We start from the raw sequence: 24,954 nt of genomic DNA on the forward strand, positions 1-24,954 counted from the left end.
GCAGCCCATATTGCATTGCCCCCGCGAAAGTCGGTATATTGGCACCCCGGCCGCACAGCGTGGCCCATTGCTCCCTGTTACCATGCCTCCGCGTAAGCTTTCCCTCGATGAACTGAACCGCCTGTCGGTCGACGCCTTCAAAGACGCCCCCAAATTCCCCTATTGCCTCATTCTCGACGATATCCGCAGCCTCAACAACGTCGGGTCGGTATTCCGGACCGCCGACGCTTTCCGGGCCGAGCGGTTATATCTGTGCGGTATCACGGGGCAGCCCCCCCATCGCGACATTACCAAGACCGCGCTGGGTGCTACCGAATCGGTCGACTGGGTGTATGCCCCCGATGTGGTTACCCTGGTGCAGCAGCTTCGTCAGGAAGGCTGGCTGGTCGTCGCCGTCGAGCAGGCCGAAGGAAGTGTATCGCTGGCCGATTTCCGGCCGGTCCCCGAAGCCCGCTACGCCTTTGTGCTGGGCAACGAAGTGATGGGCGTCAGCGAAGCCGTGGTAGCCCAGGCCGACCTGGTGCTCGAAGTGCCGCAATTCGGCACCAAGCATTCGCTCAATATATCGGTCACGGCAGGCATCATTTGCTGGGATTTTCTCCAGAAATCATAACAAAAACTTAACATTGAGCTTTAGATTATCCATTTTTTTTCGTATTTCTTTGTAGATTTTTTTCTCCATACAATCCCATGGCAACCAAACAGCCCAAACACAAATCGCTGGCATCCGACATCGTCAGCTCGATCGAGTCGAAACTCAGCGAAGCCGGCACGGCCAGTAAGAAAATCAAGAAGTCGATCGAGAAATCGGCCGATAAACTGGCCAAGAAACTGGCCAAACTGATGGACAAGGCCGAGAAGAAAGCCAGCAAGGCCCAGAAATCGGTGAAGTCGGACGCCAAGAAGGCGAAGAAAGACCTGGCTAAGGCGAAGAAAAACGAGGCCAAGGCCGAGAAGAATGCCAAACGCACGGTGAAGAAGAAAGCCGTTGACCTGGCCGCTGCTGCCACGCCCAAAGTAGAGGCTACCGAAGCCGCACCCGCCCGCCCCGCCAAAACCACGCCTGCCCGGACCACCGCCAAGCCCGCTACGGCCCCGGCCCCTAAAACCCGCACGACCCGGCCGGCAACTGCCAAGCCAGCTGCTGCCAGCGAGCCCGAAAAGGCCCCAGCGAGCGAATCAACGCCTGAAAACGCTTAACTTCCCTGCCAGTTGAACCCTACCGTTTAATCAATAAGCGGGCCAGACGGCAATTTCCTGTATGATACCCGAGAAAAAAAATCCTGCTTTCGGCAGGATTTTTTGTTTACACTCTTTTATATTTAGTAATTAATACTCAGTTTTACTCCACCAAAGTGACAACTTTTGGTTCCCTATACATCCCGACCTGTAATTTGTACGATATCGTTACATCTTTAAACACCCCGGCGATATGCAACATCGCTCTACGCTTCTCCTTCTAGTCGCCATTGCTCTGTTTCTGTCGGCCGCCACAGCGATTCTGCTGCTTGGCAACTGGCCCGGACTGGCTCAGTCCGGACCGGCAGCGCAGTCGTCAGTGCGGTGGCTGGTTGTGTTACCGCTGGCATTATCGGCTCAGCTACTATTCGGTTATGCCCTCTGGAAACTGATGGGCAGCCAGCAGGGTAAAACGATCAAGACCGATACGCTGAACTCAATCGTACATGAGTTTCAGACGCCGATCACGGCGATCCGCATGGCCATCGACATTCTCGATTCGCCCATTGCGCAGCAGCAGCCCGAACGCGCCAAGAAGTATTTCCGCATCATCCGCGAAGAAAACGAGCGGCTGCAGCACCAGGTCGAAATGATGCTGACCCTGGCCCGCGCCGACAACAATACGCTGGCGCTGAACCGCGAACCCGTTTCGCTCAATGACCTGCTCTCGTCGATTGCCGAGCGCCACGGCGACTACCTCCAGCTCAACCTCAACGGCTGCGACAAGCAACTCCTGGCCGATCGGCTGCACCTGACCAATATCCTGCACAACCTGCTCGACAATGCCGTGAAATACAGCGCCGACCAGCCTCAGGTAACCATTCAGACCCAATCGAGCATCGACGGCTTCGTGATCTCGGTGAAAGACCGGGGGGTTGGCATTGCACCGACCATGATTCCTCACATTTTCCAGCCTTTCTACCGCGTTCAGGATCAGAACAGCCCCAACGTTAAAGGCTTCGGGCTGGGCCTAAGCTACGTGCAGCGCATTGTGCAGGCGCACGACTGGGATATCTGGGTGAAGAGTGAAATAGGCAAAGGCAGCGAATTCTCGATTCAGATTCCCAACGAATCGCTGGTGCCGACCAAGACCATGATAAACACACGCCAGTATCTGAACAAGCCTACGGTTATCCTGCAAACCGCCTGAACCAGGCTGCCAGGCTGCCTTACAGCCTGGCCGTCCCTGACAGCCGGCATTGATTTGTAAGCATAATGGAAACGACCGCGGGGTCGGTTACTATCTGATAGAGACAGTAGCCGACCCCGCGGTCGTTTGGCCTGGTTTGCTTATCTGCTTACTGATGCAGCCTTGTTGCCAACCACTTTCATGACGCCGTTCATGATCCGCCAGTGCCCGGGGAACGTGCAGACAAACGGATAATCGCCCGGTGTGGCAGGAGCCGTAAACTTCAGCCGGTAGGTCTGGTCGGGATTCACGAGCGGGGTAGCCGCCAGCACCTGCGGAATAGCCGGTACGTAGCTGCGCTCGGCTCCGTCTTTGGCCGTAATGAGCTTGTCGGCCGCGTTACCGATAGCGTCCATACTTTTCGGTTTTCCGATTACGAGGTTATGCTGCATGGCGTCGGGGTTTTCAAGTACCAGTTCGATGGTACGACCCGCCGTAACGGTAAACTCCTTTTTGTCGAAACGCATTTCTTCGCGCACGGTTTTCAGCCGCACCACGTCGACATTCGGATCAGCGGGCGCTTCGGCGGTGAGTCCCCAGCTTTCGTAGAGCCGCTGCAGCCGCCCCTGGTTGTCGGTCGAGGCCTGCTGACTCAGACTGGCCAGAAACGAGCGGTCGGCCTCGCGTACGCTGGCTTTCTGCTTCAGGTTCCAGCCGTCGGCCGCTCCTTTCACCAGCGCCTGCGCCGATGCGGGGTCGAGCCGGCTGCTCTGCCGCAGCAGGGCAACAACCGAATCGACAGAAGCCAGGGAGGCATAACTGCGGCTGGCCCGCTCAAGCACCAGCGTGCTCAACCGCTGCGGAGCCCGGTAGGTCAGCGTTCGGCTGGCGTTGTTGTTGTTCTCGTTGCTCTCGGCAATCTTGTTATCGCGATCGAGCATCACCGACAGGGTGTAGTCGCCGGCCCGCTCGAACTGCACGTTGAAATCGGTACTCCAGGGGCCATTGTTACCCTTCGAGATGGTTACGGTCTCGCCCGCGCCGATACCGGTCGTGTGTGCCACGCTGGTGAAATCGATCTTCGATTTATCGGAAACACCACCCGGGCCCTCTACCCGCAGGGTAAGCGGAATGGGCGTTCCGGCCGGAATAGCCGTGCCGCCTGCGTTGGTCACGTCGATCACGATCCGGGTACCTTCGCGCACTTCGGGCGATTCGGGCGTGGTCCGAATCGCGGCAACCAGCAAATCGGGCTGGCTACCGGCACCGGCCGTAGCCACCGCACGCCCGGCGGGCTGGGCTGGTTTGGCCGCAGCGGCCATGTGCTGGCTATGGTCCATGGCTGGCGCCGTTGGACTGCGCTGAGATACCTGCTGCAGGTAGCGTTTGAGCAGCCGTCCGTTCTGGCGGTTCAGCACCGACGCGAAGGCATCGGGCAACCAGCGGTCGGTCCGCTCGGTAGCGTTATCGAGCCGGGTCAGCACGGCGCGGTCTGTCTCGGCCGAGGCTGGCATTTCAGACAGGGCCAGCAGGCCGTTGAGCACCACCAGCGGTTCAGCATCCTGCAACGTGTTGGCCTGCAGCAGCGCACCGACCGAAGCCGCCGTGCGGGGCAGCACCTGTACGGCCGTTTTGCGCACGCCGGCGCAGGGGTGTTTGAGGGCACCAACGGCCGCCTGCACGGCAGCACCGCCTTCCGTCAGGGCACCCAGGCCATGGAGCGTCCAGAGGGCATGTACAGCTGCGGGGTTGATACCGATCTCGTCGACCGACGGGTCGTTGACCAGCGCGATCAGTTGCGGCACCACGTCTTTGTTGTTGCGTTCGATAAGCAGCCGCTGGGCCGTTGTCCGCCAGAACATGTTCGTATTCCTGAGGGCGGCCACCAGTTCAGCGGGCTTGTCCTTGCTCAGTGCCATGGGCGTATAGGCCGGCGCCTTGCTGTACCCGACCCGGTAAATCCGGCCGTGGGTGAAATCGCGCAGGGGCGTTTCGTAGGCGTTGCCGGCCCCGTTGGTTGCCCCGCTGGGGGTGGGGTTGTGCTGAATGATGTAGCTGTACCAGTCGACGACCCACACGGCCCCGTCGGGACCTACTTCGGCGAACACCGGGGCGAACCACTCGTCGGCCCCGGCCATTAGGTTGAAGCCCTCGGCATCGACAAAATTGGTGCCTTCTTTCTGCATCACGTTCTGGTGCACGATGTGGCCCGTGGGCTCCGACACGAAGGCGACTTTGTTCCAGTACTTTTTGGGAAACGCCCGCGCCGTGTAGAGGTTATGCCCGGCCGCGGCCGTAAAGCCCCCGAAAACGTCGACCTGCCGCACCTTTTCGGTAATCGGCTTCATGTCTTTGTGCGTATCGGTGAGCGTACTGCCGTTCTGCCGCAGGTGATTTCCGCCCTGCAGATACCGGTTCGGAATAGCCATGTACCAGCCGTGGGCGTTGTTGGCGGTGCTACCAAAGACATCGCCCGTTTCGTTGAAACCAAGTCCCCAGGTATTGTTGGAGGTCGAGGTAACGTACTCTAGTGCGGAGCCGTCGGGCCGGAAGCGGAAGAAGCCCTGTCCAAATTTAAGGCTGTCGGCGCCCACCTTGCCTTTGAAGCCAGCATAGCCTACACTACCCCAGATCCAGTTGTCGAAGCCGTAGTGCAGGTTGCTCGGACCAGCGTGGGTGTCGAACGTGCCGAAACCCGTAAACACCACTTTTTTCACATCGGCCTTGTCGTCGCCGTTGGTGTCCTGCAGAAACAGCATGTCGGGGGCCTGCGATACGTAGAGCCCACCGTTGCCAAACGCCATCCCGGTCGGAATGCTGAGCCCTTCGGCGAAATTGGTAAACTTATCGGCCTTGCCGTCTTTATCGGTGTCTTCGCAGATCACGATATAGTCAGAACCGCCCGTGGGTTTGCGCTCGTTGGGATAATCTTTCGTGATGAGGGCGTAGAGTCTGCCCCGCTCATCCCAGGCCATGGCAATGGGGTGCATCACGTTAGGCTCGTGAGCAAAGAGGTCGAGTGTAAAATCGACCGGCACCTGAATATGCTTCATCGACTCCTCGGGCGACAGGGCTTCCTGTTGCAGCTGCGGGTCGGGCCGATGCTCGTAGTTGGGTAGTTTGGCCGGATGGTAGGCAAACGGCTGCGGGTTCAGCGCGTCGTGTGCTTTGCGGGCCTCATCGCCGATGGCCCACAGAATACCGCGTTCCAGCAGTTGCTGAAAGCCGGGCTGGCTCCAGGTACGCTCGTCGTGGCCATAGGCCGTATAAAACACCCGTCCCTTGCCGTACTGCCGGGTCCAGGTGTAAGGTTCTTCGGTTACACCGGGCCGGTCGGTGGCCTGATCGGCCTTGATGGGGCGCACGGCCAGCACGTTGTTGTCAGGTTGCAGATGGCTGTGCAGGTACGTTTCGTCGTAGGCTTTAAACGACGGCAGGCCCTGGGTAATAGGGCTGTTGGGTTGCGTAAAGCGGGTCTGGATGGTATCCATGCGGTGCCGCCAGAACTGCCCCCCCACTACCTTGTCGACGTATTCTGACGAGTTGCGGAAACAGAACGATGCGCAGTGAACCGGAATGAGGCCGTGGCCCGACGCTACGTAGTCGAGCAGGGCTTTTTCCTGCGGTTTGGGCAGGCTGTCCCAGTTGGCGTAGATCAGCAGACCGTCGTACTTGTTCAGGTTTTCGGCCGTCAGGTCTTCCAGCTTGTCGGTATACGTAAAGTTGATCCCTTTGCTGCCCAGAGCCGCCATGATTTCCGGCACGCGCTCGATGGGCTTGTGATGCCCGTTGTCGCCCAGAAACAGGATTTCGGTCCGGCGAGCCAGCCCGCGCCGGGTGGCCCCGCCCGAGTCGGCCCGCTGGGAGCTGGTCGGCCGCGCACACTGCGTCAGCAGGGCCACGGCGCCAATAAAAAATAGAAGGCTATAACGCTTCATGTGCATATCGATTAAGTAAATCCATTGTCAGGGCCGCGCCATTTGGCTGGCCGGCCTACGCCCATACAGTCTTTGGCAACCCTGTCAGTCGAGTTGCCACCGGTAGCGGCATTTCCGACGCTCGCCATCCCGGTACATATCGAGGTCTGCGGGCAGGTCGATCACCTCGATCAGCTCGGCCCCAATGTGTTCGCAGGTCCGGCGCGACGCCCAGTTATCGGGGTCACAGGTGATCCAGACCGTCCGAAAGCCCCGTGCCAGGGCCACCGGCTTCAGGGCCAGGCAGGCGTAAGCCGCGTAGCGATGGCCCCGAAACGGAGCATCGACCCTGTACCCAATATGACCCGCATACAACCGAATCCCATCGTCGTTGCTCAGGCGTAGCCGAATACTGCCCACCGCCCGGCCGGTCGGCCGCTCTACCATCACGTAGTGTTCGGTCAGGACCCGGTCTAAGGCCGGATCGGCGGGCACCACGTTCACCAGCCGGAGGGTAATTGGTGCTTCGTCGGGGCTATCCATACCGGGTCAGCGGATTATCGACAATTAACCGGTTGTTACAGCGCGTTGAAATCGGGCAATTTCAGGATCACCCCGCCCTGCAGCGCCGATTCGTGCGCTAAAATACCGACGCTTGTCCAGTTGGCCGACTGAGCCGCGTTTGGAAACGGATCGCGGTCTTCCAGTATGGCCGACACAAACTCGTGAACCATGTGGGGGTGCGACCCGCCATGCCCCCCGCCCTGCGTAAACGACAGGTGCTGGGTTTCATCGGCATCGTAGACGCCCTTGGTGGTAAAGCGCTGAATGGGCTCGGGCAGGTAGTGCGCATAATCGGGCACGGTTACCGTTTCCGGAATCTCCGGCTCCGGCTTTTTTGCCGTATGAATTACCGGCTTTTCATCTTCGATCAGCTGCCATTCGAACGATTTTTTATCGCCATATACTTCGAAGCTTTCGCGGTACTGCCGCGCCACGTCGAACAGAGACCGGTACACATACGCCGACAGATCACTGTCTTTGAACTTGATGTGGGCCGACTCTACGGCGAAGGGTGAGTTATGAATCTGAGCCAGTTCGGGCCGGATGGTGCCCGAGCCAAAGCACGATACATAATCGGCTTCAAGCCGCAGCAGGCCTGCCACCGGGCCTACGCAGTGGGTGGCGTAGTGCATGGGCGGCAAACCCGGCCAGTAGTCTGGCCAGCCATCCATATCCTGCTGGTGCGATGCCTTCAGGAACTGCACCTTGCCCAACTCACCTTTTTCATGTAATTCCTTCACAAACAGAAATTCGCGGCTGTACACCACGGTCTCCATCATCATGTACTTTTTGCCACTCTCGCGGCAGGCCTTCACAATGGCTTCGCAGTCGGCAACGGAGGTAGCCATGGGCACCGTACAGGCTACGTGCTTGCCCGCGCGCAGGGCTTTCAGGGTTTGCTCAGCGTGGTTCGGAATGGGCGAGTTGATGTGTACGGCATCGACGTTGGGATCGGCCAGCAACTCGTCGTAGCTGCTGTAGCGTTTTTCGATCCCGAAGGCATCGCCAATTTTGTGGAGGTTCTCGACGTTGCGCTGACAGATAGCGTACATCGTGGCATCGGGATGCCGCTGATAGATCGGGATAAACTCGGCCCCGAAGCCCAGGCCTACAATAGCAACGTTAATAGACATATAGATTCAGAAAAGGTTAATCGGGGTTTGCGTGTTAGCGGTACGTAAGGCCGGCAGCCGGTTCGGTGGCGGTTGCCGCATACTGTTCGCGAATAAAAGCCAGCCCATCGGCCGCCAGCTGTTCGGGCGACGCAAACATGGGTCTGAAAATATGCGTGGCCGCAGCCAGTTCGGGCGGGTTAGGGCCAAACGCTTCGATAGCGATCGGTCCTTCGTAGCCAATGCCGTGCAGCGCCGACAGGGCCTGCCCGAAATCGACCTGCCCCGAGCCCGGCGTCGACCGGTCGTTCTCAGATAGCTGAACGTGCACCAGGTAGGGCGCCAGTGTCTGTATGGCCTGGGCCATGCTTTTTTCTTCGATGTTGGCGTGGAAGGTATCGAAGGCAGCCCGGCAGGCCGGATGATCGACCGCTTCGATGTAGCGACGCAGTTCATCGGCACAGGTGAGCAGGTAGGTTTCAAACCGGTTCAGGTATTCGATAGCCAGCACCACGCCCTTTTCCTCGGCATAGGCTGCCACCTCGCGCATGGCCACCACCGACCAATCCCATTCCTGCTGCGTGGCGGGTTTACCCGTAAAAAGACAAAACCCGGCGTAGAGCGGCCCCATCAGGATGGCCGACCCGGCCGCGGCCGAGCAGTCGATGGCGCCTTTGAGATGGGCCACGCCCGCCTGCCGAACTGCCGGGTCGGCACTGAGCAGGTTGCAGTCGGGCGGCAGAATGGAACAGGTCTGTACGCCCAGCCCCAGCTCCCGCGCCTGCTGCCCCAGCCGATGCCATTTGGCCAGCACCTCGGGCGTCACCACCGGCTCACCAATGGGCATTTCCACAAAGTCGAAACCCGTCTCGCGCAGGTAAGCCAGCGTTGCCGATAAATCCTCATCCATCGTCGCCGTCCAGACGAACAGGTTCATTCCAAATTTTGTCATAGTTAGTCTCTAAATAGGTAAACAAAAGTAAATGTTGCCTACCTTTGTTATAGGGCCTTTTTTGGCTAATAATGACTGTGTATTCACACAAAAACCAATTCAAACCCGTAACTTACGTCAATAAAGAGTTAAATTAGTATGCGACAACCGCTTCGTAAAGAGCTCGAACCCGTTGCGGCTTCTTTTTTGGTAAAACAACTGGTAGAGCCCCACTTCGACCCGAACTGGCATTTCCACCCACATTACCAGTTATTTCTGGTACAGGAGGGTACGGGCACCCGCTTCATCGGCGATTCGATCAGTGCCTTTGGACCGGGCGATCTGGTGTTTCTGGGTCCCAATCTGCCCCACCTCTGGCGGAGCGACCAGCCTTACTTTAACCGCGACGAAGGGCTGTCGACAAGTGGCATCGTTGTTTATTTTCCCGAAGATTTTCTGGGCACCTGCTTTTTCGACAAGCAGGAGATGGGTTTGATCCGGCAGCTGATGACCAACGCCCGCCACGGACTGACCTGGCAGGGGGCCACCCACGAGCGGGCCACCACCCTGCTGTCTGAACTGGCGGCCCAGCCGGTTGGCTTTGGTCGAGTGCTTACGTTGCTCACGTTGCTCCACGATCTGTCGCTCAGTGCCGAATTTAAACTGCTGGCCAGTACGCCCTACGTCGACTCGATGAAAACCGACGAATCGGATCGAACCATCTACCACCGGATGCAGGTCGTGCACGATTATGTACTGAACCACTTCCCCGAAGAGCTCAGCCTGGAAACCGTGGCCGATCTGGCGGGTATGACCGCTCCGGCTTTCTGCCGGTATTTTAAAGCCCGGGCCAACAAAACCTTTTCCGAGTTTGTCTCCGAGGTGCGCATCGGCCACGCCTGTAAGTTGCTCACCAACACGCAGTTGAGCATCACCCAGATCAGTTACGAAAGCGGATTCCGAACGCTATCCAATTTTAACCGGCAGTTTAAAGACATCACCGGTCAGACCCCGTCGGGCTACGTCAAGACGTACCGGCGCCTGTAAAGTCCGGCAAACAACAAGGCCCCCTCGCTTCTGGAGCGAGGGGGCCTTGTCATGTATTCGGGTACGGCCGGAATCGGCCTGGTGCCTAGTACAGCGTGGTGCTGCCTTCAGACTGGTTGATCGTGACGCCTTCTTGTATAAAGGTCAGCAGGTCGTCGTTGATCCGGTCTTTCTCGGTGTAGAACAGGCCGTGCGGGGCACCATCATACACCAGATACTGCGCATTGGGGAGCGCAGCGGCCGTCCGTTCGCCCGAGGCTTCGATGGGGACAGTTTTATCGGCGTCGCCGTGAATAATCAGTGCCGGTACGTGGATTTGCGCCAGGTCGTTGCGGAAGTCGGTTTCCGAAAACGCCCGTACGCAGTCGAGGGTAGCCTTGTGCGAAGCCACATAGGCCCGGGCAAAGTCACCATCGAGGTGCGCCTGGCTTACGGGGTGGCTCAGCAGGTTGACGCCGTAAAACTGTTTGCCGAACGTTTGCAGGAAGTCAGCGCGATCTTTGGTGATGCTGTCGTACATATCGTCGAATACGTCCTGGTCAACTCCATCCGGATTGTCGTCCGTTTTGAGCAGGAAGGGCGTAACGGCGCTTACAAACACGACTTTCGATACGCGTGCACCACCATGGCGGCCCATGTAGCGGGCTATTTCACCCCCACCCATCGACATACCGACGAGCGTTACGTTGTGCAGATCGAGCGTGTCGAGCAGTACTTTGAGGTCGTCGGCAAACGTATCGTAGTTATAACCGTCCCACGGTTGCGACGATTTGCCGAAGCCGCGCCGGTCATAGGCAATTACCCGCAGGTTATGTTTGGGCAGTTCGGCAAGCTGGTAATCCCACATAACGCTGCTCAGCGGCCAGCCGTGAATCAGCACAACGGGACTTCCCGTACCCAGATCCTGATAAAACAGTTCGATGTCTTTGCCCGACGCGTCGGTGCCTACTTTGATGAAACTCATAATCGTTGAATCGTTTAATAGTAATTGTGTCAGAAATACAGGAGTAAAACCGGCCGCCCGGCGAAAGGTTAGGTAAATCCGGCCATTCTGAGAATACGGTATGGTCAGCAAAAGGGCGCGCCCGGCCGAAGCCAGGCGCGCCCTTTTAAAACGACCTCTGTTTCTAGTTTCTGAGTATCCGAACCGTTTTGTGCCGACCTTCTGTGCTGACGTTCAGCAGGTAAACCCCTGCCGAACGACCCAGCGGCAGTGTTTGCCGTTCAACCGCACGGGCTGCTTTCACCCATTGCTGACCCTGCGAACGACCCAGCGCGTCGGTCAGCTGCAATTCGAGCGAATGGCCTTCGGCTCCGCGAATTTCCACCTCGACCGCCTGGCCCGCCGTGGGGTTGGCCAGTACCGAAACGGTCAGCTCCGTTTCGGGCTCGGCAACGCCCAGCCGCGTTTGTGACTGACACTGCGCCAGCCAGTTATAGCTAAAGGTCGATACCGTACCCGCCTGATCGGCCCGCAGCGTCAGCGTTGGGTTATCCGTATAAACCCGAATCGTATAGGGGCCGGGGGCCGTTGTTGGCGCCGTTTCGTTGACCACCGCAAAGCTGATGGGCTGGCCGGTGGTACCGGCATATTGCGGATTGAAGGTCAATGACCGTTCGCCCCCCGATACGACAGAACAACCCACCGTGCTGACGCCCGTAATGGCGAAGGGCGTCGGTGCCGTCGCATTGATCGTGATAACGAGCGAGCCCGTTGCCGTCAGGTTACCGGCATCGCGGGCCGTCAGCGTAATGGTTTTGCTCTGTACGGTAGTGGGCGTACCCGAGAATACCCGCGTGCTGGCGTTGAACGTGATACCGGCCGGCAGATTCGTAGCCGTATAGATCAGGTTTACCTGCGCATCCGGGTCGGTAAAGGTATTGGCCGGCAGCGTGTAGCTGAACGGCACGCCCACAACCCCGGTCTGGGGCGTAGTGCCATTGAAAACGGGAGGCCGGTTGGGTACCGGCGTACTGCCACAGGCGGCCCTGAAGTTCCAGATAAAGTAGGTGCTGCGGGTGGCTGCGTCCTGAATGGGCAGTACGTACTGGTTGGCGTCGTACGAATAGGTATAGGGTACGCCCAGTTCGCCATTGCCCGTGACACCGTTGATAAACAGCGGTGGTACAGCCGGCGTAATAGCCCCACTGGTATAGGCCACCGTGAAGTTGACGCTAAATAAACCGGTACTGATGGTACTGCAGCTTACGTTGGTAACGGTCAGCGAGGGCGGGCCGGTTGGGGCTGGCGGGGTGTCGCTGATCACGAAGCTGATCATACCGGCCGTCGACAGGCTGGTTGGGTCGGTGGCGGTGATGGTGGCCATAGCCGTGCCAACCTCGGTTGGGGTACCGCTGATCACCAGCGTTGGTGCGTCGAACGTGAGACCCGCCGGTAGCCCACTCACCGCAAACGTCATCGGCTGTCCTTCGGGATCGGTGAAAGATGAGGCCGGTACCGCATAGCGAAAGGCTTGCCCCACTACGCCACTGAGCGACGTGATGCCGTTGAAAACCGGGGCCTGACTGGTGCTGGTGCAGGCCGCCAGCCAGTTATAGCTGAATGTGGCCGCGCCCGCCGTACCTGCCTGTTCGGCGCGCAGGGTGATAACCGGATTATCGGTATAAAGCCGAAGGGTATAGGGGCCCGGCGCCGTTGTCGGGGCGGTTTCGTTGACGACCTGAACCGTAATGGGCTGGCCATTGGTACCGGAGTACTGGGGGGTGAAGGTTACCTGCCGCTCGCCGGCCGAAACCGCTACGCAGTTGGTTGTCTGAACGCCCGTGATGGTAAGCGTACTGGTACTGCCAATGGTCTGCAGCGCCCGGTCGGCCTGAATGAAGCCGTAGCCCGTCCGGAAGTCGAAGCCCACGTCGAAGGCCGGCGTCAGCGGATCATCCATATCGAGGGCGGTCTGCTGCAGGGTATTGCGGATTTGCTCGGGCGACAGCTTGTTGCCGGCCCGCTCCTGCATCAGGGCTGCCACCGCGGCTGCGTGGGGCGCTGCGGCCGACGTGCCGAAGAAGTTTGGAAATCCATCAGGCTCATAGTCCGATGCAAAGAAGGTGTTATTTCCTCCATCGACGGCGGTAATCTCGGGCTTTTGCCGAACGATACCGTCAGGCCCACCGACCCGCTGGCCGGTACCATCGAAAAAGATAGGCGTGCCCCCGGCCGAGGAGAAGGTTTCGATCACGGCCGTGGTGAGGGCGGGGTTGAAGGCCGGCGTGTTGAAATACGGAGCGGCCCCCACGCTGATGGCCCGGGCGGCATTGTTATGACCAAACGAGGTCGAACTCTGCGTGTTATATTCGGTAACAATGGTACGGCTGCCCAGATTGGTCCATTTAACTACACCCGGATCCTGACCGGCATATTTCACAATGACCACCTGCACCTCGGCCGGATTCGGGCCATTATTGCGGATACTGCCTGTTACCTCCGTTGGGTCGCCACTGGCCAGGTTATCCGACGCACTGTAGGTTACCAGCGTGTTACCCGCGAATACAAAAATATCGAGATCACTTTGGGCGCCCGTCCCCCCGCTCACAGACCGGAATGGATCGTCCCACTGAAAAATCAGCTGCAGGGAGGCTCCCGGCGGAATCGTAATTTTCTGATACACATCGCCCCCGCCAAAATCATGCGCGAGGCCATACCCGGGCAGATTGATGCCCGAATTGCGAAAGGCACTCTGGTACGACTGGCGGGCCTGATTTCCGGCCGATGAAAAATAAGTGGCTTTGTTGTTCGATACCACCTGATCGACGGCCTGCGCAATGATACCATCCTGGAAGAACGGTTCAGCGAAATAATAAACGTCGTCGACGATGATGTTACAGCCGGCATTGGCCAGGTCGATGATGCCTTTGGCGAAGCCGGCCTGCCCCTTGAAGGCGGTGTTGAAGGCAATGGCCGCACCGGGCGCCACATCGTGCACAATTTCGGCCATGGCCCGGCCTTCATCGGTAGCTCCGCCAACCAGGTAATCGTCGATTACCTGCACACCGGCCGGCAGATCGCCGGAGGTAACACCAGCCGGAGCGCCACCCAGCGCGTTATACGAATCAGACAAAACGCCGACTTTAGTACCGGCCCCCGTCACGTTGTAGGTGGTTCGGGCGAGGTTGGCTTTCAAGGCTACATCGCCCTGCGAGGTTACCCGCCCGACGTTGTTCATCGGTTTCTGATAAGGCCAGGCGTAGTTGAGCGCCGTCAGGTCTTTCAGCGCACTTAGTTTGTCCATGGGCAGGTAGCCGAAGATATATCCCTTGTAGGCAACCCCGTCGCGCAGGCCCAGCGTCTGCAACTGCGTCAGCAGCACCTGCCCCTGCTGCTCGTTGGCAGCCGCTTCGATGGCAATAGCCCCGTCGACCACCACAAAATTGTCGCTTACTTCCAGACCACCGACCAGACTGCGGGGAGCCGCCACGGCTTTGTTGATCAGCACCGGCAACAGCGACGGTGTTACTTTGGCAGCCCGGGCCGCTCCCTTATCGGCAAGCTGTGCCCGGCTTACAACCGGCGCAACCAACAGGATAAGGCCTAGTAACACGTACCAACTCGATCGTAATGCGTGTTTCATATAGTTTGGGGACGATTAGGATGAAGGGCAGCGATATGGCTGCTGCCGCCTAATATCGACTAATAAACCGGACGCCAAACCTATTCTGGAAGCTAATAACTAGACTTTTTATCGAACAGTATTTTACTAACCAACTACCTAATTAACAGGCACTTGTCATATCTTCATACCACCCCTATAGAATGACTTTCGCCTGAGCGCACATCCAGGTAGCGCATGGTGGTTCCCTGCCGGGTGTGAATTACCTGGGTGATACTGGCGGTGGCCAGCCCCGCGTCCGGCCGGTGCATCACATAGCGATGGCGCGGGTCATCGTCGCCGGCCTGCTGATGGAAGGTAAACAGATCGTCGGGGGTATAATCGGGCTTCCGGTACAGAAATCCGGCCAGCCACGCTTTGCGCAGTTCGGCAGCCGCATCGGTATACAGATCGAGTGTCGACCAGATAAACGGTTGCCGGTCGGGTAGCCGGCGGCTGTAAACCTGAACGCCATTCCAGCGCAGTTCATACAGCGATGTGGCATCGGCCACCGGGTCGACGGCCACCATCATAAACGGATTGATTCCCGTCAGCGGATACGTATCGGCAAACTGCCGGGGTGTTTCATACTGCAGGTAATCGAGCAGCACCTGCCCCCGGCTGCGCAATGGCATGGCCACCTGCCGGGGTTTAGGATCGGCCGTAGCCACCCGAAAGGCCCCGTTCAGCAGAAAGGCCATCCGGCGGGGGGTAGCCACGATCCAGCTTCCACCGGCGGGCCGATCCTCCGGAAACACGGCTTTTTCGGTCCCGATGGCGTGCAGGATCGGGGGCAGGGCAGCCGGGCGACTCAGGGGCGCGTCGCGGTTTACCGTCAGGACGAAGCCGTCGGCCAGCGGCAGAAGCGTTGCCACCCCCATCAGACGGCAGCGCTGGCAGTACTGGCCTGGCTTAGCTGCTGCACCAGCACTTCGTTGATCCGAACGTAGCTCTCGTGGGTCCAGCCGGCAATGTGCGGGGTCAGCACCACCCGATCCGACGTACGCAGGTAATCAAAACTTACCTGCTGATCGGGGGTCAGCTTATCGAGTTTTTCATTTTCAAGCACGTCGAGGCAGGCCCCGCGTACCTTGCCGCTCGCCAGTCCGCGCACCAGCGCTGCCAGCGACGTGATTTCGCCCCGCGCCACGTTCATCAGGTAAAAGGGTTTGGCCATCCGGCCAATCAGGTCGTCGTTGATCAGGTAGCGGGTCTCGTCGGTCAGGGGAATATGCAGGCTCAGCACATCGGCCTCGGCCATCAGCGTATCCATCGACGCTTCCTGAGCGTACGCATCGCCGTAGGCTGTCCGGTATTTGTCGTAGCACAGCACCCGGCAGCCGAAGCCGCTGAGTCGGCGGGCCGTGGCCTGCCCGTTGTTGCCATACCCGACAAGGCCCACCGTGAGGCTGCCGAGTTCGTAGCCCCGGTTGCCTTCGCGATCCCAGACCCCCTGCCTCACCTCACGATCGGCCTTCAGTATATTGGTCAGCAGGGCCAGCAACATGCCCACCGCCTGCTCGCCCACGGCATCGCGGTTGCCCGTACCGGCGTGAAAGACCTGAATACCCCGCTGCGCCACGGCCTCGAGATCGATCAGGTCGAGCCCGGCCCCCGCCCGCCCGATAAGCGTCAGGTTGGGCGCGTGATCGAGCAGCTCCGCGTCGACGGTGGTTTTACTGCGGATAATGAGTCCCTGATAAGGCTCAATGGCGGCCAGAATGGCAGGGCGTTTGAGCGTGGGCTGGTAACTATAGGAAAAGCCCGCCTGATCGAGCATGGCGAACAGCGACGGGTGCATTTCGTCGACGATGAGAAGGGTGATGGGAATCTGGGACATCCGTGGGGTTTTCGTACCTTGCGGCTTTATCAATAAGAACAGTACTCTCGGAAACCAATACTGGCGGTTTTCCGGCGACAGGACGGTGGCAGCCGGTTTGCCCCTGCCCGGTACGCCGACCGGATCCGCTAACTCTTGGCGAAACTACTAAAAGTACATGGAACAACGCCAATCCAACGACCCAGCCGAAGCGGGCCTGACCCCAGCCGCTGGCCAGTCCTCCGATACGCCCCCGGCTCAGCCCGAACGGTCCGCCGAAGTGGCTACCAATGCGGCTCCACCCGCCCCCGAGCCGGATCAGCCCGCGCCGGTGGCCATGGGCCCTGCTGCTGAAACCCAGCCCGCTCCGCGCCCCAAGCAGCGCGACAACGGTAACCGCGACAACCAGAATCGGCAGCAGCCCCAGCGGGAGTTCAGCCAGCGCGACAACAGCGGCCGCGATAACCGGAATCAGAATAACCGTAACAATACCGCCCGCGACAAAGACAGTAACGTTCGCGTTAGTCAGCGCCCCGAGGGCAATCCCCGCGACAATCAATCGCGGGAATCCCAGAACCGCGACCAAACCCCGCGCGACCCGAACCAGCGCCAGAGCAACCCACGCAACGAACGGGCGGGCGGCAATCGCGATAACCAGAACCGCGAACGCGACAATCAGAGTCGCGACAACAGTGGCCGCGAACCCCAGAACCGGGAGAATCAGAATCGGGAACAACAGCCCCGGCCCGAACGCGACAACCAGAACCGCGAACCCCGCATGCGGGAACGCGAGGCACCGACAGAAGGCAACCAGGCCACCGACCTGCCGCCCCGTGTCGAACGCGATGCATCGGGTGATGGTCGGCTGGTGATCGGCATTTCGCTGGGCGACTACAACGGCATCGGGCCCGAGGTCATTCTGAAGGCCCTTCAGTATAACCGGATGCAGAAAATCTGTACCCCCGTTATCTACGGATCGATGCGGATTCTGAACCGCTACCGGAACCTGCTCGACATGAAAGACTGGAACCTGAACGGGGCTCCGTCGATCGGGCAGATCAGCCACAAGATGACGAACGTGATCACGTGCTGGCCCGATCAGAATCAGGATATCCAGCCGGGCCAGGTTACGCCCGAAGCCGGGCAGGCGGCTTTTGCCTGTCTGCAGCGCGCAGTCGACGATCTGAAAGAAGGGAAGATCGACGCCCTCGTTACGGCGCCGATCAACAAGCATAACATTCAGTCGGAAACGTTCTCGTTTCCGGGGCATACCGAGTACCTCGCCGAGCAGTTTGGCGTGGCCGACAACCTGATGTTTCTGGTGAGCGAACGCCTGCGGGTGGGCGTCGTAACGGGGCATGTGCCCCTGGGCCGGGTACGCCAGAACGTAACGAAAGAGCGGATTCTGCAGAAACTGTCGCTCATGATGCAGTCGCTGAAGCAGGATTTTGGCATCGACAAACCGAAGATTGCGGTGCTGGGGCTCAACCCCCATGCCGGCGAAGAGGGTCTGCTCGGCAACGAAGAACAGGAACTGATCAAGCCGTTGCTCAACGACCTGCGCAACAAAGGTCAGCTCGTGTTTGGCCCCTACCCGGCCGATGGCTTCTTCGGTACCCGCAGCTATACCAAGTTCGATGCGGTGCTGGCCATGTACCACGATCAGGGGCTGATTCCGTTTAAAACCATTGCCTTTGAGGAAGGAGTCAACTTCACGGCCGGCATGCCGGTTGTTCGTACCTCACCCGACCATGGCACGGCCTACGATATTGCCGGAAAAAACCTGGCCGACGAGACCTCGATGATTCAGGCCATCTACACCGCCATCGACGTAGCCCGTCAGCGTGCCGAGTACCTCGAAACCAAAGCCAACGCGCTCAAATAGTGCTACAACGGGGTATCGGCGAGTTATACGGTTATAGGTTACAAAATTGAATGGGAGCCTGGACTTGACCTGTTTTTGGGGGTTGGCATCGAACAGATGGCGCAGTTGCATCCTGATCAAGCGTTTATCAACCCACGTTGCCTAGCGTCAGAAGCCGGCGAACAACAGCTCCTATTAACTCACAACTTTATTCCTGTAAAACCCTACAACTCTACAACCTGACAACGCTGCAACCATCCAACGCCAAAAACTTTACATTTCCACAACTTCATCTGTATGCTCAAGTCAATGACCGGTTTCGGCAACGCAACCGTAGAAACCGACAACCTGTCTGTGACAGCCGAGGTTAAGACCCTCAACTCCAAGTTTCTGGATGTATTCTGCCGGCTGCCGCGCCAGTTCTCCGATAAGGAAATTGAACTACGGGCGCTGCTGACCCAGCAACTCGAGCGCGGTAAGGTCGAGTTGTCGATCAACCTTACCCGTTCCCAGACGGTGCGGCCCGGTGTCGTTATCAACCGGTCGCTGCTGGCGGCTTACGTGAGCGACCTCAACGAAACGGTGAGCGAGCTGATGATGGAGGTACCCGACAGCGACATTCTGAAACTGGCCCTACAGCAACCCAACGTGTATCAGTCCGACACCAGCGAAGCCACAACCGACTCGGGCGACTGGGAGGCTATTTACAGCGCCGTTGTCGAAGCCATTCGGCGTTGCAACGACTTCCGCCGGCAGGATGGTGCCGTACTGGAAACAAAGTTTTCGGAGTACATCGACACCATCTCACAATGCCTGACGGCGATTGAGGAGCAGGACGGTCTGCGCATTCCGGCCGTACGCGAACGGCTGATGGCCAACGTACGCGAACTGCTCGACAGCGAAACGTTCGACCAGAATCGCTTTGAGCAGGAGCTGATCTATTACGTCGAGAAGTTCGATATTTCGGAGGAGAAAGTACGGCTCAAAAATCACCTGGGCTATTTCATCGAGGTAATGGACAGCGATGAAGCCAATGGCAAAAAACTAAACTTTATTGCCCAGGAAATTGGCCGCGAAATCAACACCATCGGCTCCAAGGCCAACGATGCCGTCATTCAGCGCTTTGTGGTGCGGATGAAAGACGAACTGGAAAAGATCAAGGAGCAAACCATGAACATCATCTAGGCATGGAGCGGCTCGATGCAGCTTTCTACGCCGGCAGCGATACGCTGACGCTGGCCCGGCAGCTGCTGGGGTGCGAACTGGTACATGAAACCGCCGAGGGTACCACGGCCGGACTGATTGTTGAAACGGAAGGGTATCTGGTCGGCGATCCGGCCTGCCACGCCTACCGCCGGCAGACCACTCGTAATGCAGCCATGTTTGGCCCGCCCGGTACGCTTTACGTCTATCAGATCTATAATCATTACAACTGTATCAACGTAGTTACAAGCCCCGAAGGTGTGGGCGAAGCCATTCTGATTCGGGCGCTCGAACCTACGCAGGGCATCGACCTGATGGCCATGCGCCGGAACGAAGCCCTCAAAACAGGCTTCGAACGCTACCGCAACAACCGGGTCGACCCGACTACGCCGGCCGGGTTCCGGCAGCTTTGCAACGGCCCCGCCAAGCTAACGACAGCCTTGGGTATCAGCCGCCTGACCGACAACGGCACGTCGTTGCTTACGGGCAGTCTTTACATTACCCCGCCCCGGCTCACCGGTTTCGACCTGGTTACGACCACCCGGATCGGCCTTACGCAGGGAGCCGACCTGCCCTATCGGTACTACATTGCCGGCAACCGGTTCGTAAGCCGGAAGTAAGCTACCTAACCACAATCGCCCGGTCCGACACGACGTCGGACCGGGCCATTGTGTATCAGGCCTGTTCGTCGGCAGGGGCCGGCGGCTCCGACCCATCGCTGGCCGGCATAAGGGCCAGTTCTTTTTTCCGGCCGAAGAACCGTTTGATAAAGCCCCAGCCACCGGCAATAGCCATCAGCAGCACTTTCCAGAACTTAAGCACCAGCGCAAAAAGACCCACCTTGGCGAGCACCTTACCAGCCACCAGTCCGCCGATGGTCATAGCTGCCAGTTTATCGCCCGTCGAGAAATCGCCGTAGCGGTGCCCCGACTCGTAGGCCACGCTGTTGATAATACCCGGTATCGCCGATTTGATGGGTGCCAGATCGTTCATATCGCCCACGGCGTTGAGACTAATGACACCTTTGCGGCCCAGAATGCGCACATCGTAATTGACGGTATTGACACTGGTCGTATCGCCAAACTTCAGCTCCTTGGCCCAGTGCAGAATCTTGTGGTCTTTGTCGTAGAACGGGGTCGATGCCCAGCCGACCAGCGTTACCGGGTCGTAACCCTGTTCGACCCGGGCTTTGTTTTCTTCGTCGGTCTCCGCCTGCATCGTTGTCAACAGGTCGTCGTAATCGATTTCGTCGGCATCCTTGTCCGATACGTAGCCCATCTCATCGTACGTGACCACAAACGCCCAGGCATTTTTCCCCACGGCATCCCCGCCCGTCGGGAAAATCATACCCTGCGTCGGGCCGGCTTCGGGATTCCCCCAGATGTCGACCAGTAGCCGCTTACTCTGCGTGGGGTCGAGGTACTTGAACCCGGCAGGCACGGTGAGCCTTGCCATCCCATCATTCAGATCGACGGTACCAGTGCGGTACGTGAAGGTGTGGTTAATGGAGTCGATGATTGCCTGTCGTTTGTCGGCCTGCGCAAACAGCAAACCGGGCAGACACATGAACACCAGCATAAAGAACGGTAATGGTCGTTGCATAGAAGCAGATTGGTTTAGATCTGCCCGCAACTAACTCATTTTGCCATGAATGTCGATATGACCAGTCGTATTGTAACTAAACGGTAGTTAAGCCGCTACCTCAATCAGTTAGCGGGGCTGATCGAGATAGCGAACCAGATCGGGAATCGACTGGATACCCAGCCTCCGGGCCTGCTCCTGCCGCATCATCAGCGCATAGCTGTTGTTGAAACCCAGCGGCCTGAGCCACGTCAGCCGGTACTGGCGGGCATAGGCATCAGCCACGAACCGGTAGACGGAGTCGGGCTGCATCGGCAGTTTTTTCAGTACCGGTGCCGGCGGCTGCAGAATCACCAGCAGGCCCGTTCCGGTATACTCCGGGTAAAAGTCGATGGCGCCCGTTCGCAGGGCGTCGAAACAAATCTGCGTGCCACCCAGGCCCGTTCGGGCCACTACCCGCAGGTTGGTAAACCCCTCGATGAGCTGCCGGTACAGCTCGGCCAGAATGTATTGCTCGGTAAACACTTTGGCCCCCATAACCACTGTCTGGGTGCGTTCGCCAGGTGCCGGTTTCCGGTACAGTCCGGCTTTTTCCAGAAATTCTCTCGCCACCGCCTGGGGCGACTGTTTCAGGTAATCGGCCTGGTAGTTGAGTTGTGTCATAACCGAATCCGACAACCGACCCGCCAGCCGATTCAGCACCGACGCCAGTTCAGGGTAGCGGTCGAGCGTAGCCTGCCGCACAACGGGGGCAGCCGCGTAGGGTGGAAAGGCGTGGCTGGGGTCGGCCAGCACCCGCAGGTCGAACGCCTTGATACGACCATCCGTCGAGTAGCCACTAATCAGATCGACCTGTTCTCGGTGAATAGCTTCGTACATCAGATTCTGGTCGATCAGCCGTGGTGTCAGCTGGAGTCCGTACGTTTTCTGCAGCCCTGGATACCCATCGGCCCGGCCATAAAACTCATGGGCGAACCCAGCCACCAACCGATCGGAACCGCCCGGCCGCAGCATAAATCCCGACAGAACGGGCAGCAGCACGACCAGTGCAATCGCACTCACCCGCAGGCTACGTACCGACCGGCGCTGCAGCCAGGCCAGCCCCGCATCGAACAGAATGGCTAGCAGAGCCGCCGGAATGGCCCCGGCCAGCATCATGCTCACGTTGCTGAGGGCAATGCCGCCAAAAATAAACTCGCCCAATCCACCGGCGGCCACATAAGCAGCCAGCGTGGCTACGCCCACATTGATAACCGTAGCGGTGCGAATACCAGCAAACAAAACCGGTAATGCCAGCGGTAGCTGCACCCGGCGTAGAATCTGGGCGTTGGTCATGCCCACTCCCCGGGCCGCGTCGATCACCGCCGGACTTACTTCGGTGATACCAACGTAGGTGTTACGCACAATGGGCAGCAGGGCGTATAAAAACAGCGCGGTAAGGGCCGGCCCCGGCCCGATACCTAGCAGTGGAATCAGGAAACCGAGCAGGGCAATACTCGGTATGGTTTGCAACACCCCTGCCGTACTCAGCACCACGCTCGCCAGCCGGCGGTAGCGGGCTACCAGAATACCCAGCGGCACACCAATCAACAACGCCAGCAACAGCGATGCGATGGTCAGGCCAATATGCGTGATGGTCTGGCGCAGCAGCTGATCGGCGTGCAGACGAATGAATGTAACGAAGTCGATCATGCGGTGGGGCGCCGGGGCCTGTCGTCCAGAAAATCCCGAACAAAGTCATTGACCGGTTGCGCAAGCAGCTCGTCGGGCGTTCCGGTCTGCACCAGACGTCCTTTGTCCATAAGCGCAATTCGATCTGCCAGTTCGAGGGCCTCCCCCACATCATGCGTGACCAGCACCACGGTGGTTTCACTAAGCTCATTGAGGCCAAACAACTCGCGCCGAACGTGCCGGCGGGTAAATGGATCGAGTGCACCGAACGGCTCGTCCATCAGCACAACAGGTGGGCGAACGGCCAGCGCCCGGGCCAGCCCGACCCGCTGACGCTGCCCACCACTTAACTCGTGCGGGTACCGGCCCAGCACCGAGTCTGGCAGACGCAACGTCTCGACCAGTTCGCGGGTTCGGTCGCGAATGGCCTCCGGCGACCAGTCGAGCAGGGTTGGCACCGTTGCAATAGCCTCGGCTACGGTATAGTGAGGAAACAGACCACCGTCCTGAATTACGTAGCCAATACGCCGGCGCAGGGCTGGGGCCGGCTGCGCCCGAACATCGACCCCATCGACCAGGATCGTACCGCTCGTAGGTTCGACCAACCGATTAATTGTTCGTAATGTGGTTGTTTTTCCGCTGCCGCTCGTTCCCAGCAACACCAGTGTTTCGCCCGCTCCTACCGATAGCGACACATCGTTAACGGCTTGCAGCCTACCGAATGTGCACGAGAGATGTTCGATCTGGATCATTGGTCCGTAATGCGGACACCCTTCCAGAAAGCAACGTAATTCTTTATCTGGCTGGCAGCCTCTTTTGGCTCCGGATAAAACCAGGCCGCATCGGTATTTACGGCACCATCGACGTCTAGGTTATAATACGACGCCTTGCCTTTCCAGGGACAAGTCGTATGCGTATCGCTCGGCGCCAGAAACGCCGGATTGACCGAGTCGGCCGGAAAGTAATGGTTATTTTCAACAACGATTGTTTTGTCGCTTTCAGCGATTGTCTGGCCGTTCCAGGTAGCTTTCATACAACTGTAGGAATTGAGGATATAAACCGGTTATACAGCGCAGGCACCCATCGACGAGGCATGCCGGCGCAGGTTCTGATCAGATAGCCTACTGGTACAACCCACAGCGAACGCCCTTGTTTTAGCTATACCAGCCCTCCATGTAACCCAAATATCATTTATAACAATAAAATACAATCATAAATAATCAATTAGCCGAATTACATAAACAATATAATATAACTATTTTAAGATAAACACTCTAAATAAACCTAATTTTGACTATATACCTATAATTTAAAAGGGATGACAGTGCGTTGATATAACTCCGGGCTACCTACCGTTTAAGATATTTCGGGCTTTTTTAGAAAAAATAATTCGGCGCAGAGAATGAGTATAAATACTCATTAAAATTGACTATACACTTAGCATACCGTATAACACAAAAAACTGACTATTAGCCAGTTACAGCAAAAACAAGAAAGCTTTACTAGTAAATCTATAGAATTATGTACCGTCCTACGAATGGTTGTATACAAAAAAACGGCCACGGCTTTATCAGATCAAAGCCGTAACCTTATCATGCCCTTATAGTCTAAAAAGTAGCTAACCCATCAAATACGTTCAGATACAGCCGTACATCAATGAAAACTAAAGCCACTTTACTCATCGTCGACGGAAATCCGTTTATCGCCGGAATTCTTGTACAAAACCTGAAAGACGACTTCACAATAACTGTAGCAAATACCGGGCCAGAAGCAGCACGCATGCTTACTCAAGGCAATCGTTTCGATTGTGTGCTGACCGAACTCGACCTACCTTTCTTTAACGGACTGGACTTGACAAAACTTATACGAACTAGCCGAATTAACCGCCATATTCCTGTATTGATCCTGTCCAGCGCTACAGACAGCGATACCCGCATCAAATGCCTGCAGCATGGAGCCGATGATTTTGCCACCAAACCCTTCAATCCACTCGAGGTAAAAGCCAAAATCCAGGCCGTACTTCGGCGGGCTGCCAGTCCGGTATATCAGGCAGAAGAGCACGAACGCCCGGTTTCGGCGCGATTATTGCCCGAAATTAAGTCGTTTTGGCAACAACGGTCGCGCGTGCTGTCGGTTCTGTTCAGAGGCAATGCGCTGAAGCAAAGTGCTTAGTCGCTAGCGTCAATCCATACGCTTAAGCCAGGTTGTCTGTCGTTCCTCCCCGACAGAAAAAGCAAATCGCGTGCCAGGTAATTGCACAAAACGGTACCCTT

At 57.9% G+C, this 24,954-nt stretch carries 20 protein-coding genes; 8 read left to right on the top strand and 12 right to left on the bottom strand.

Annotated features, from left to right (window positions below; genetic code table 11):
- The first annotated feature begins 82 nt into the window (after positions 1-82).
- The 3 genes from ACYVAC_RS08895 to ACYVAC_RS08905 all read left to right on the top strand — a co-directional run bounded on the left by ACYVAC_RS08895 (position 83) and on the right by ACYVAC_RS08905 (position 2,389).
- Positions 83-613: an RNA methyltransferase gene (locus tag ACYVAC_RS08895; RefSeq protein ID WP_461097272.1), complete on the top strand. Its 531-nt coding sequence runs from the start codon at positions 83-85 to the stop codon at positions 611-613.
- Positions 614-690: 77 nt separating this feature from the next.
- Positions 691-1,200 carry a hypothetical protein gene (locus ACYVAC_RS08900; RefSeq protein ID WP_461097273.1) on the top strand — a complete coding sequence of 170 codons (510 nt, stop codon included), beginning with the start codon at positions 691-693 and terminating at the stop codon, positions 1,198-1,200.
- Positions 1,201-1,432: 232 nt separating this feature from the next.
- On the top strand, positions 1,433-2,389 hold the full coding sequence (locus ACYVAC_RS08905) for a sensor histidine kinase (RefSeq protein WP_461097274.1): 957 nt from the start codon (positions 1,433-1,435) through the stop codon (positions 2,387-2,389).
- Between the two features lie 140 nt (positions 2,390-2,529).
- Here ACYVAC_RS08905 and ACYVAC_RS08910 read toward each other — a convergent pair whose 3' ends face one another.
- The 4 genes from ACYVAC_RS08910 to ACYVAC_RS08925 all read right to left on the bottom strand — a co-directional run bounded on the left by ACYVAC_RS08910 (position 2,530) and on the right by ACYVAC_RS08925 (position 8,913).
- The gene (locus ACYVAC_RS08910) at positions 2,530-6,306 is read right to left on the bottom strand and encodes a PVC-type heme-binding CxxCH protein (protein ID WP_461097275.1); all 3,777 of its coding nucleotides are present in this window, start codon (positions 6,304-6,306) and stop codon (positions 2,530-2,532) included.
- Positions 6,307-6,390: 84 nt separating this feature from the next.
- On the bottom strand, positions 6,391-6,828 hold the full coding sequence (locus ACYVAC_RS08915) for a GNAT family N-acetyltransferase (RefSeq protein WP_461097276.1): 438 nt from the start codon (positions 6,826-6,828) through the stop codon (positions 6,391-6,393).
- A gap of 35 nt (positions 6,829-6,863) precedes the next feature.
- Positions 6,864-7,982: a Gfo/Idh/MocA family protein gene (locus ACYVAC_RS08920; protein WP_461097277.1), complete on the bottom strand. Its 1,119-nt coding sequence runs from the start codon at positions 7,980-7,982 to the stop codon at positions 6,864-6,866.
- A 34-nt stretch (positions 7,983-8,016) separates the two neighbouring features.
- Positions 8,017-8,913, bottom strand: a complete 897-nt coding sequence (locus ACYVAC_RS08925; RefSeq protein WP_461097278.1) for a sugar phosphate isomerase/epimerase family protein — start codon at positions 8,911-8,913, stop codon at positions 8,017-8,019.
- Between the two features lie 138 nt (positions 8,914-9,051).
- Between ACYVAC_RS08925 and ACYVAC_RS08930 the strand changes: the two genes are divergently transcribed.
- The gene (locus ACYVAC_RS08930) at positions 9,052-9,939 is read left to right on the top strand and encodes an AraC family transcriptional regulator (RefSeq protein WP_461097279.1); all 888 of its coding nucleotides are present in this window, start codon (positions 9,052-9,054) and stop codon (positions 9,937-9,939) included.
- Between the two features lie 85 nt (positions 9,940-10,024).
- Here ACYVAC_RS08930 and ACYVAC_RS08935 read toward each other — a convergent pair whose 3' ends face one another.
- The 4 genes from ACYVAC_RS08935 to ACYVAC_RS08950 all read right to left on the bottom strand — a co-directional run bounded on the left by ACYVAC_RS08935 (position 10,025) and on the right by ACYVAC_RS08950 (position 16,383).
- Entirely contained in the window at positions 10,025-10,903 is an 879-nt protein-coding gene (locus tag ACYVAC_RS08935; protein ID WP_461097280.1) for an alpha/beta fold hydrolase, read from the bottom strand.
- A gap of 163 nt (positions 10,904-11,066) precedes the next feature.
- Positions 11,067-14,525 (bottom strand): putative Ig domain-containing protein, encoded by a 3,459-nt coding sequence (locus ACYVAC_RS08940; protein ID WP_461097281.1) that lies wholly within the window; start codon positions 14,523-14,525, stop codon positions 11,067-11,069.
- A gap of 164 nt (positions 14,526-14,689) precedes the next feature.
- Positions 14,690-15,418, bottom strand: a complete 729-nt coding sequence (locus tag ACYVAC_RS08945) for an NRDE family protein (RefSeq protein WP_461097282.1) — start codon at positions 15,416-15,418, stop codon at positions 14,690-14,692.
- Between the two features lie 5 nt (positions 15,419-15,423).
- Entirely contained in the window at positions 15,424-16,383 is a 960-nt protein-coding gene (locus tag ACYVAC_RS08950; protein WP_461097283.1) for a 2-hydroxyacid dehydrogenase, read from the bottom strand.
- 157 nt (positions 16,384-16,540) lie between these two features.
- Here ACYVAC_RS08950 and pdxA point away from each other — a divergent pair, with 157 nt between their 5' ends.
- The 3 genes from pdxA (at position 16,541) to ACYVAC_RS08965 (ending at position 20,049) form a co-directional block, all read left to right on the top strand.
- Entirely contained in the window at positions 16,541-18,247 is a 1,707-nt protein-coding gene (gene pdxA / locus ACYVAC_RS08955; RefSeq protein ID WP_461097284.1) for a 4-hydroxythreonine-4-phosphate dehydrogenase PdxA, read from the top strand.
- 276 nt (positions 18,248-18,523) lie between these two features.
- Complete coding sequence (locus ACYVAC_RS08960; RefSeq protein WP_461097285.1) at positions 18,524-19,411, top strand: YicC/YloC family endoribonuclease; 888 nt, start codon at positions 18,524-18,526, stop codon at positions 19,409-19,411.
- A gap of 2 nt (positions 19,412-19,413) precedes the next feature.
- Complete coding sequence (locus tag ACYVAC_RS08965; protein ID WP_461097286.1) at positions 19,414-20,049, top strand: DNA-3-methyladenine glycosylase; 636 nt, start codon at positions 19,414-19,416, stop codon at positions 20,047-20,049.
- A gap of 55 nt (positions 20,050-20,104) precedes the next feature.
- On the opposite strand, the gene ACYVAC_RS08970 is transcribed toward ACYVAC_RS08965, so the two are convergent.
- The 4 genes from ACYVAC_RS08970 to ACYVAC_RS08985 all read right to left on the bottom strand — a co-directional run bounded on the left by ACYVAC_RS08970 (position 20,105) and on the right by ACYVAC_RS08985 (position 23,714).
- Complete coding sequence (locus ACYVAC_RS08970; protein ID WP_461097287.1) at positions 20,105-21,031, bottom strand: DUF2167 domain-containing protein; 927 nt, start codon at positions 21,029-21,031, stop codon at positions 20,105-20,107.
- A gap of 108 nt (positions 21,032-21,139) precedes the next feature.
- Positions 21,140-22,702 carry an ABC transporter permease/substrate-binding protein gene (locus tag ACYVAC_RS08975; protein WP_461097288.1) on the bottom strand — a complete coding sequence of 521 codons (1,563 nt, stop codon included), beginning with the start codon at positions 22,700-22,702 and terminating at the stop codon, positions 21,140-21,142.
- Positions 22,699-23,433: an ATP-binding cassette domain-containing protein gene (locus ACYVAC_RS08980; protein WP_461097289.1), complete on the bottom strand. Its 735-nt coding sequence runs from the start codon at positions 23,431-23,433 to the stop codon at positions 22,699-22,701. Before ACYVAC_RS08980 ends, ACYVAC_RS08975 begins: the two co-directional genes overlap by 4 nt.
- A complete protein-coding gene (locus ACYVAC_RS08985; protein WP_461097290.1) occupies positions 23,430-23,714 on the bottom strand; it encodes a DUF427 domain-containing protein in 285 nt (94 codons plus the stop codon). The genes ACYVAC_RS08980 and ACYVAC_RS08985 overlap by 4 nt, the downstream gene beginning before the upstream one ends.
- Before the next feature lie 623 nt (positions 23,715-24,337).
- Here ACYVAC_RS08985 and ACYVAC_RS08990 point away from each other — a divergent pair.
- Complete coding sequence (locus ACYVAC_RS08990) at positions 24,338-24,853, top strand: response regulator transcription factor (RefSeq protein ID WP_461097291.1); 516 nt, start codon at positions 24,338-24,340, stop codon at positions 24,851-24,853.
- Positions 24,854-24,954: the final 101 nt, after the last annotated feature.

It is taken from the genome of Spirosoma luteolum, assembly GCF_054778875.1.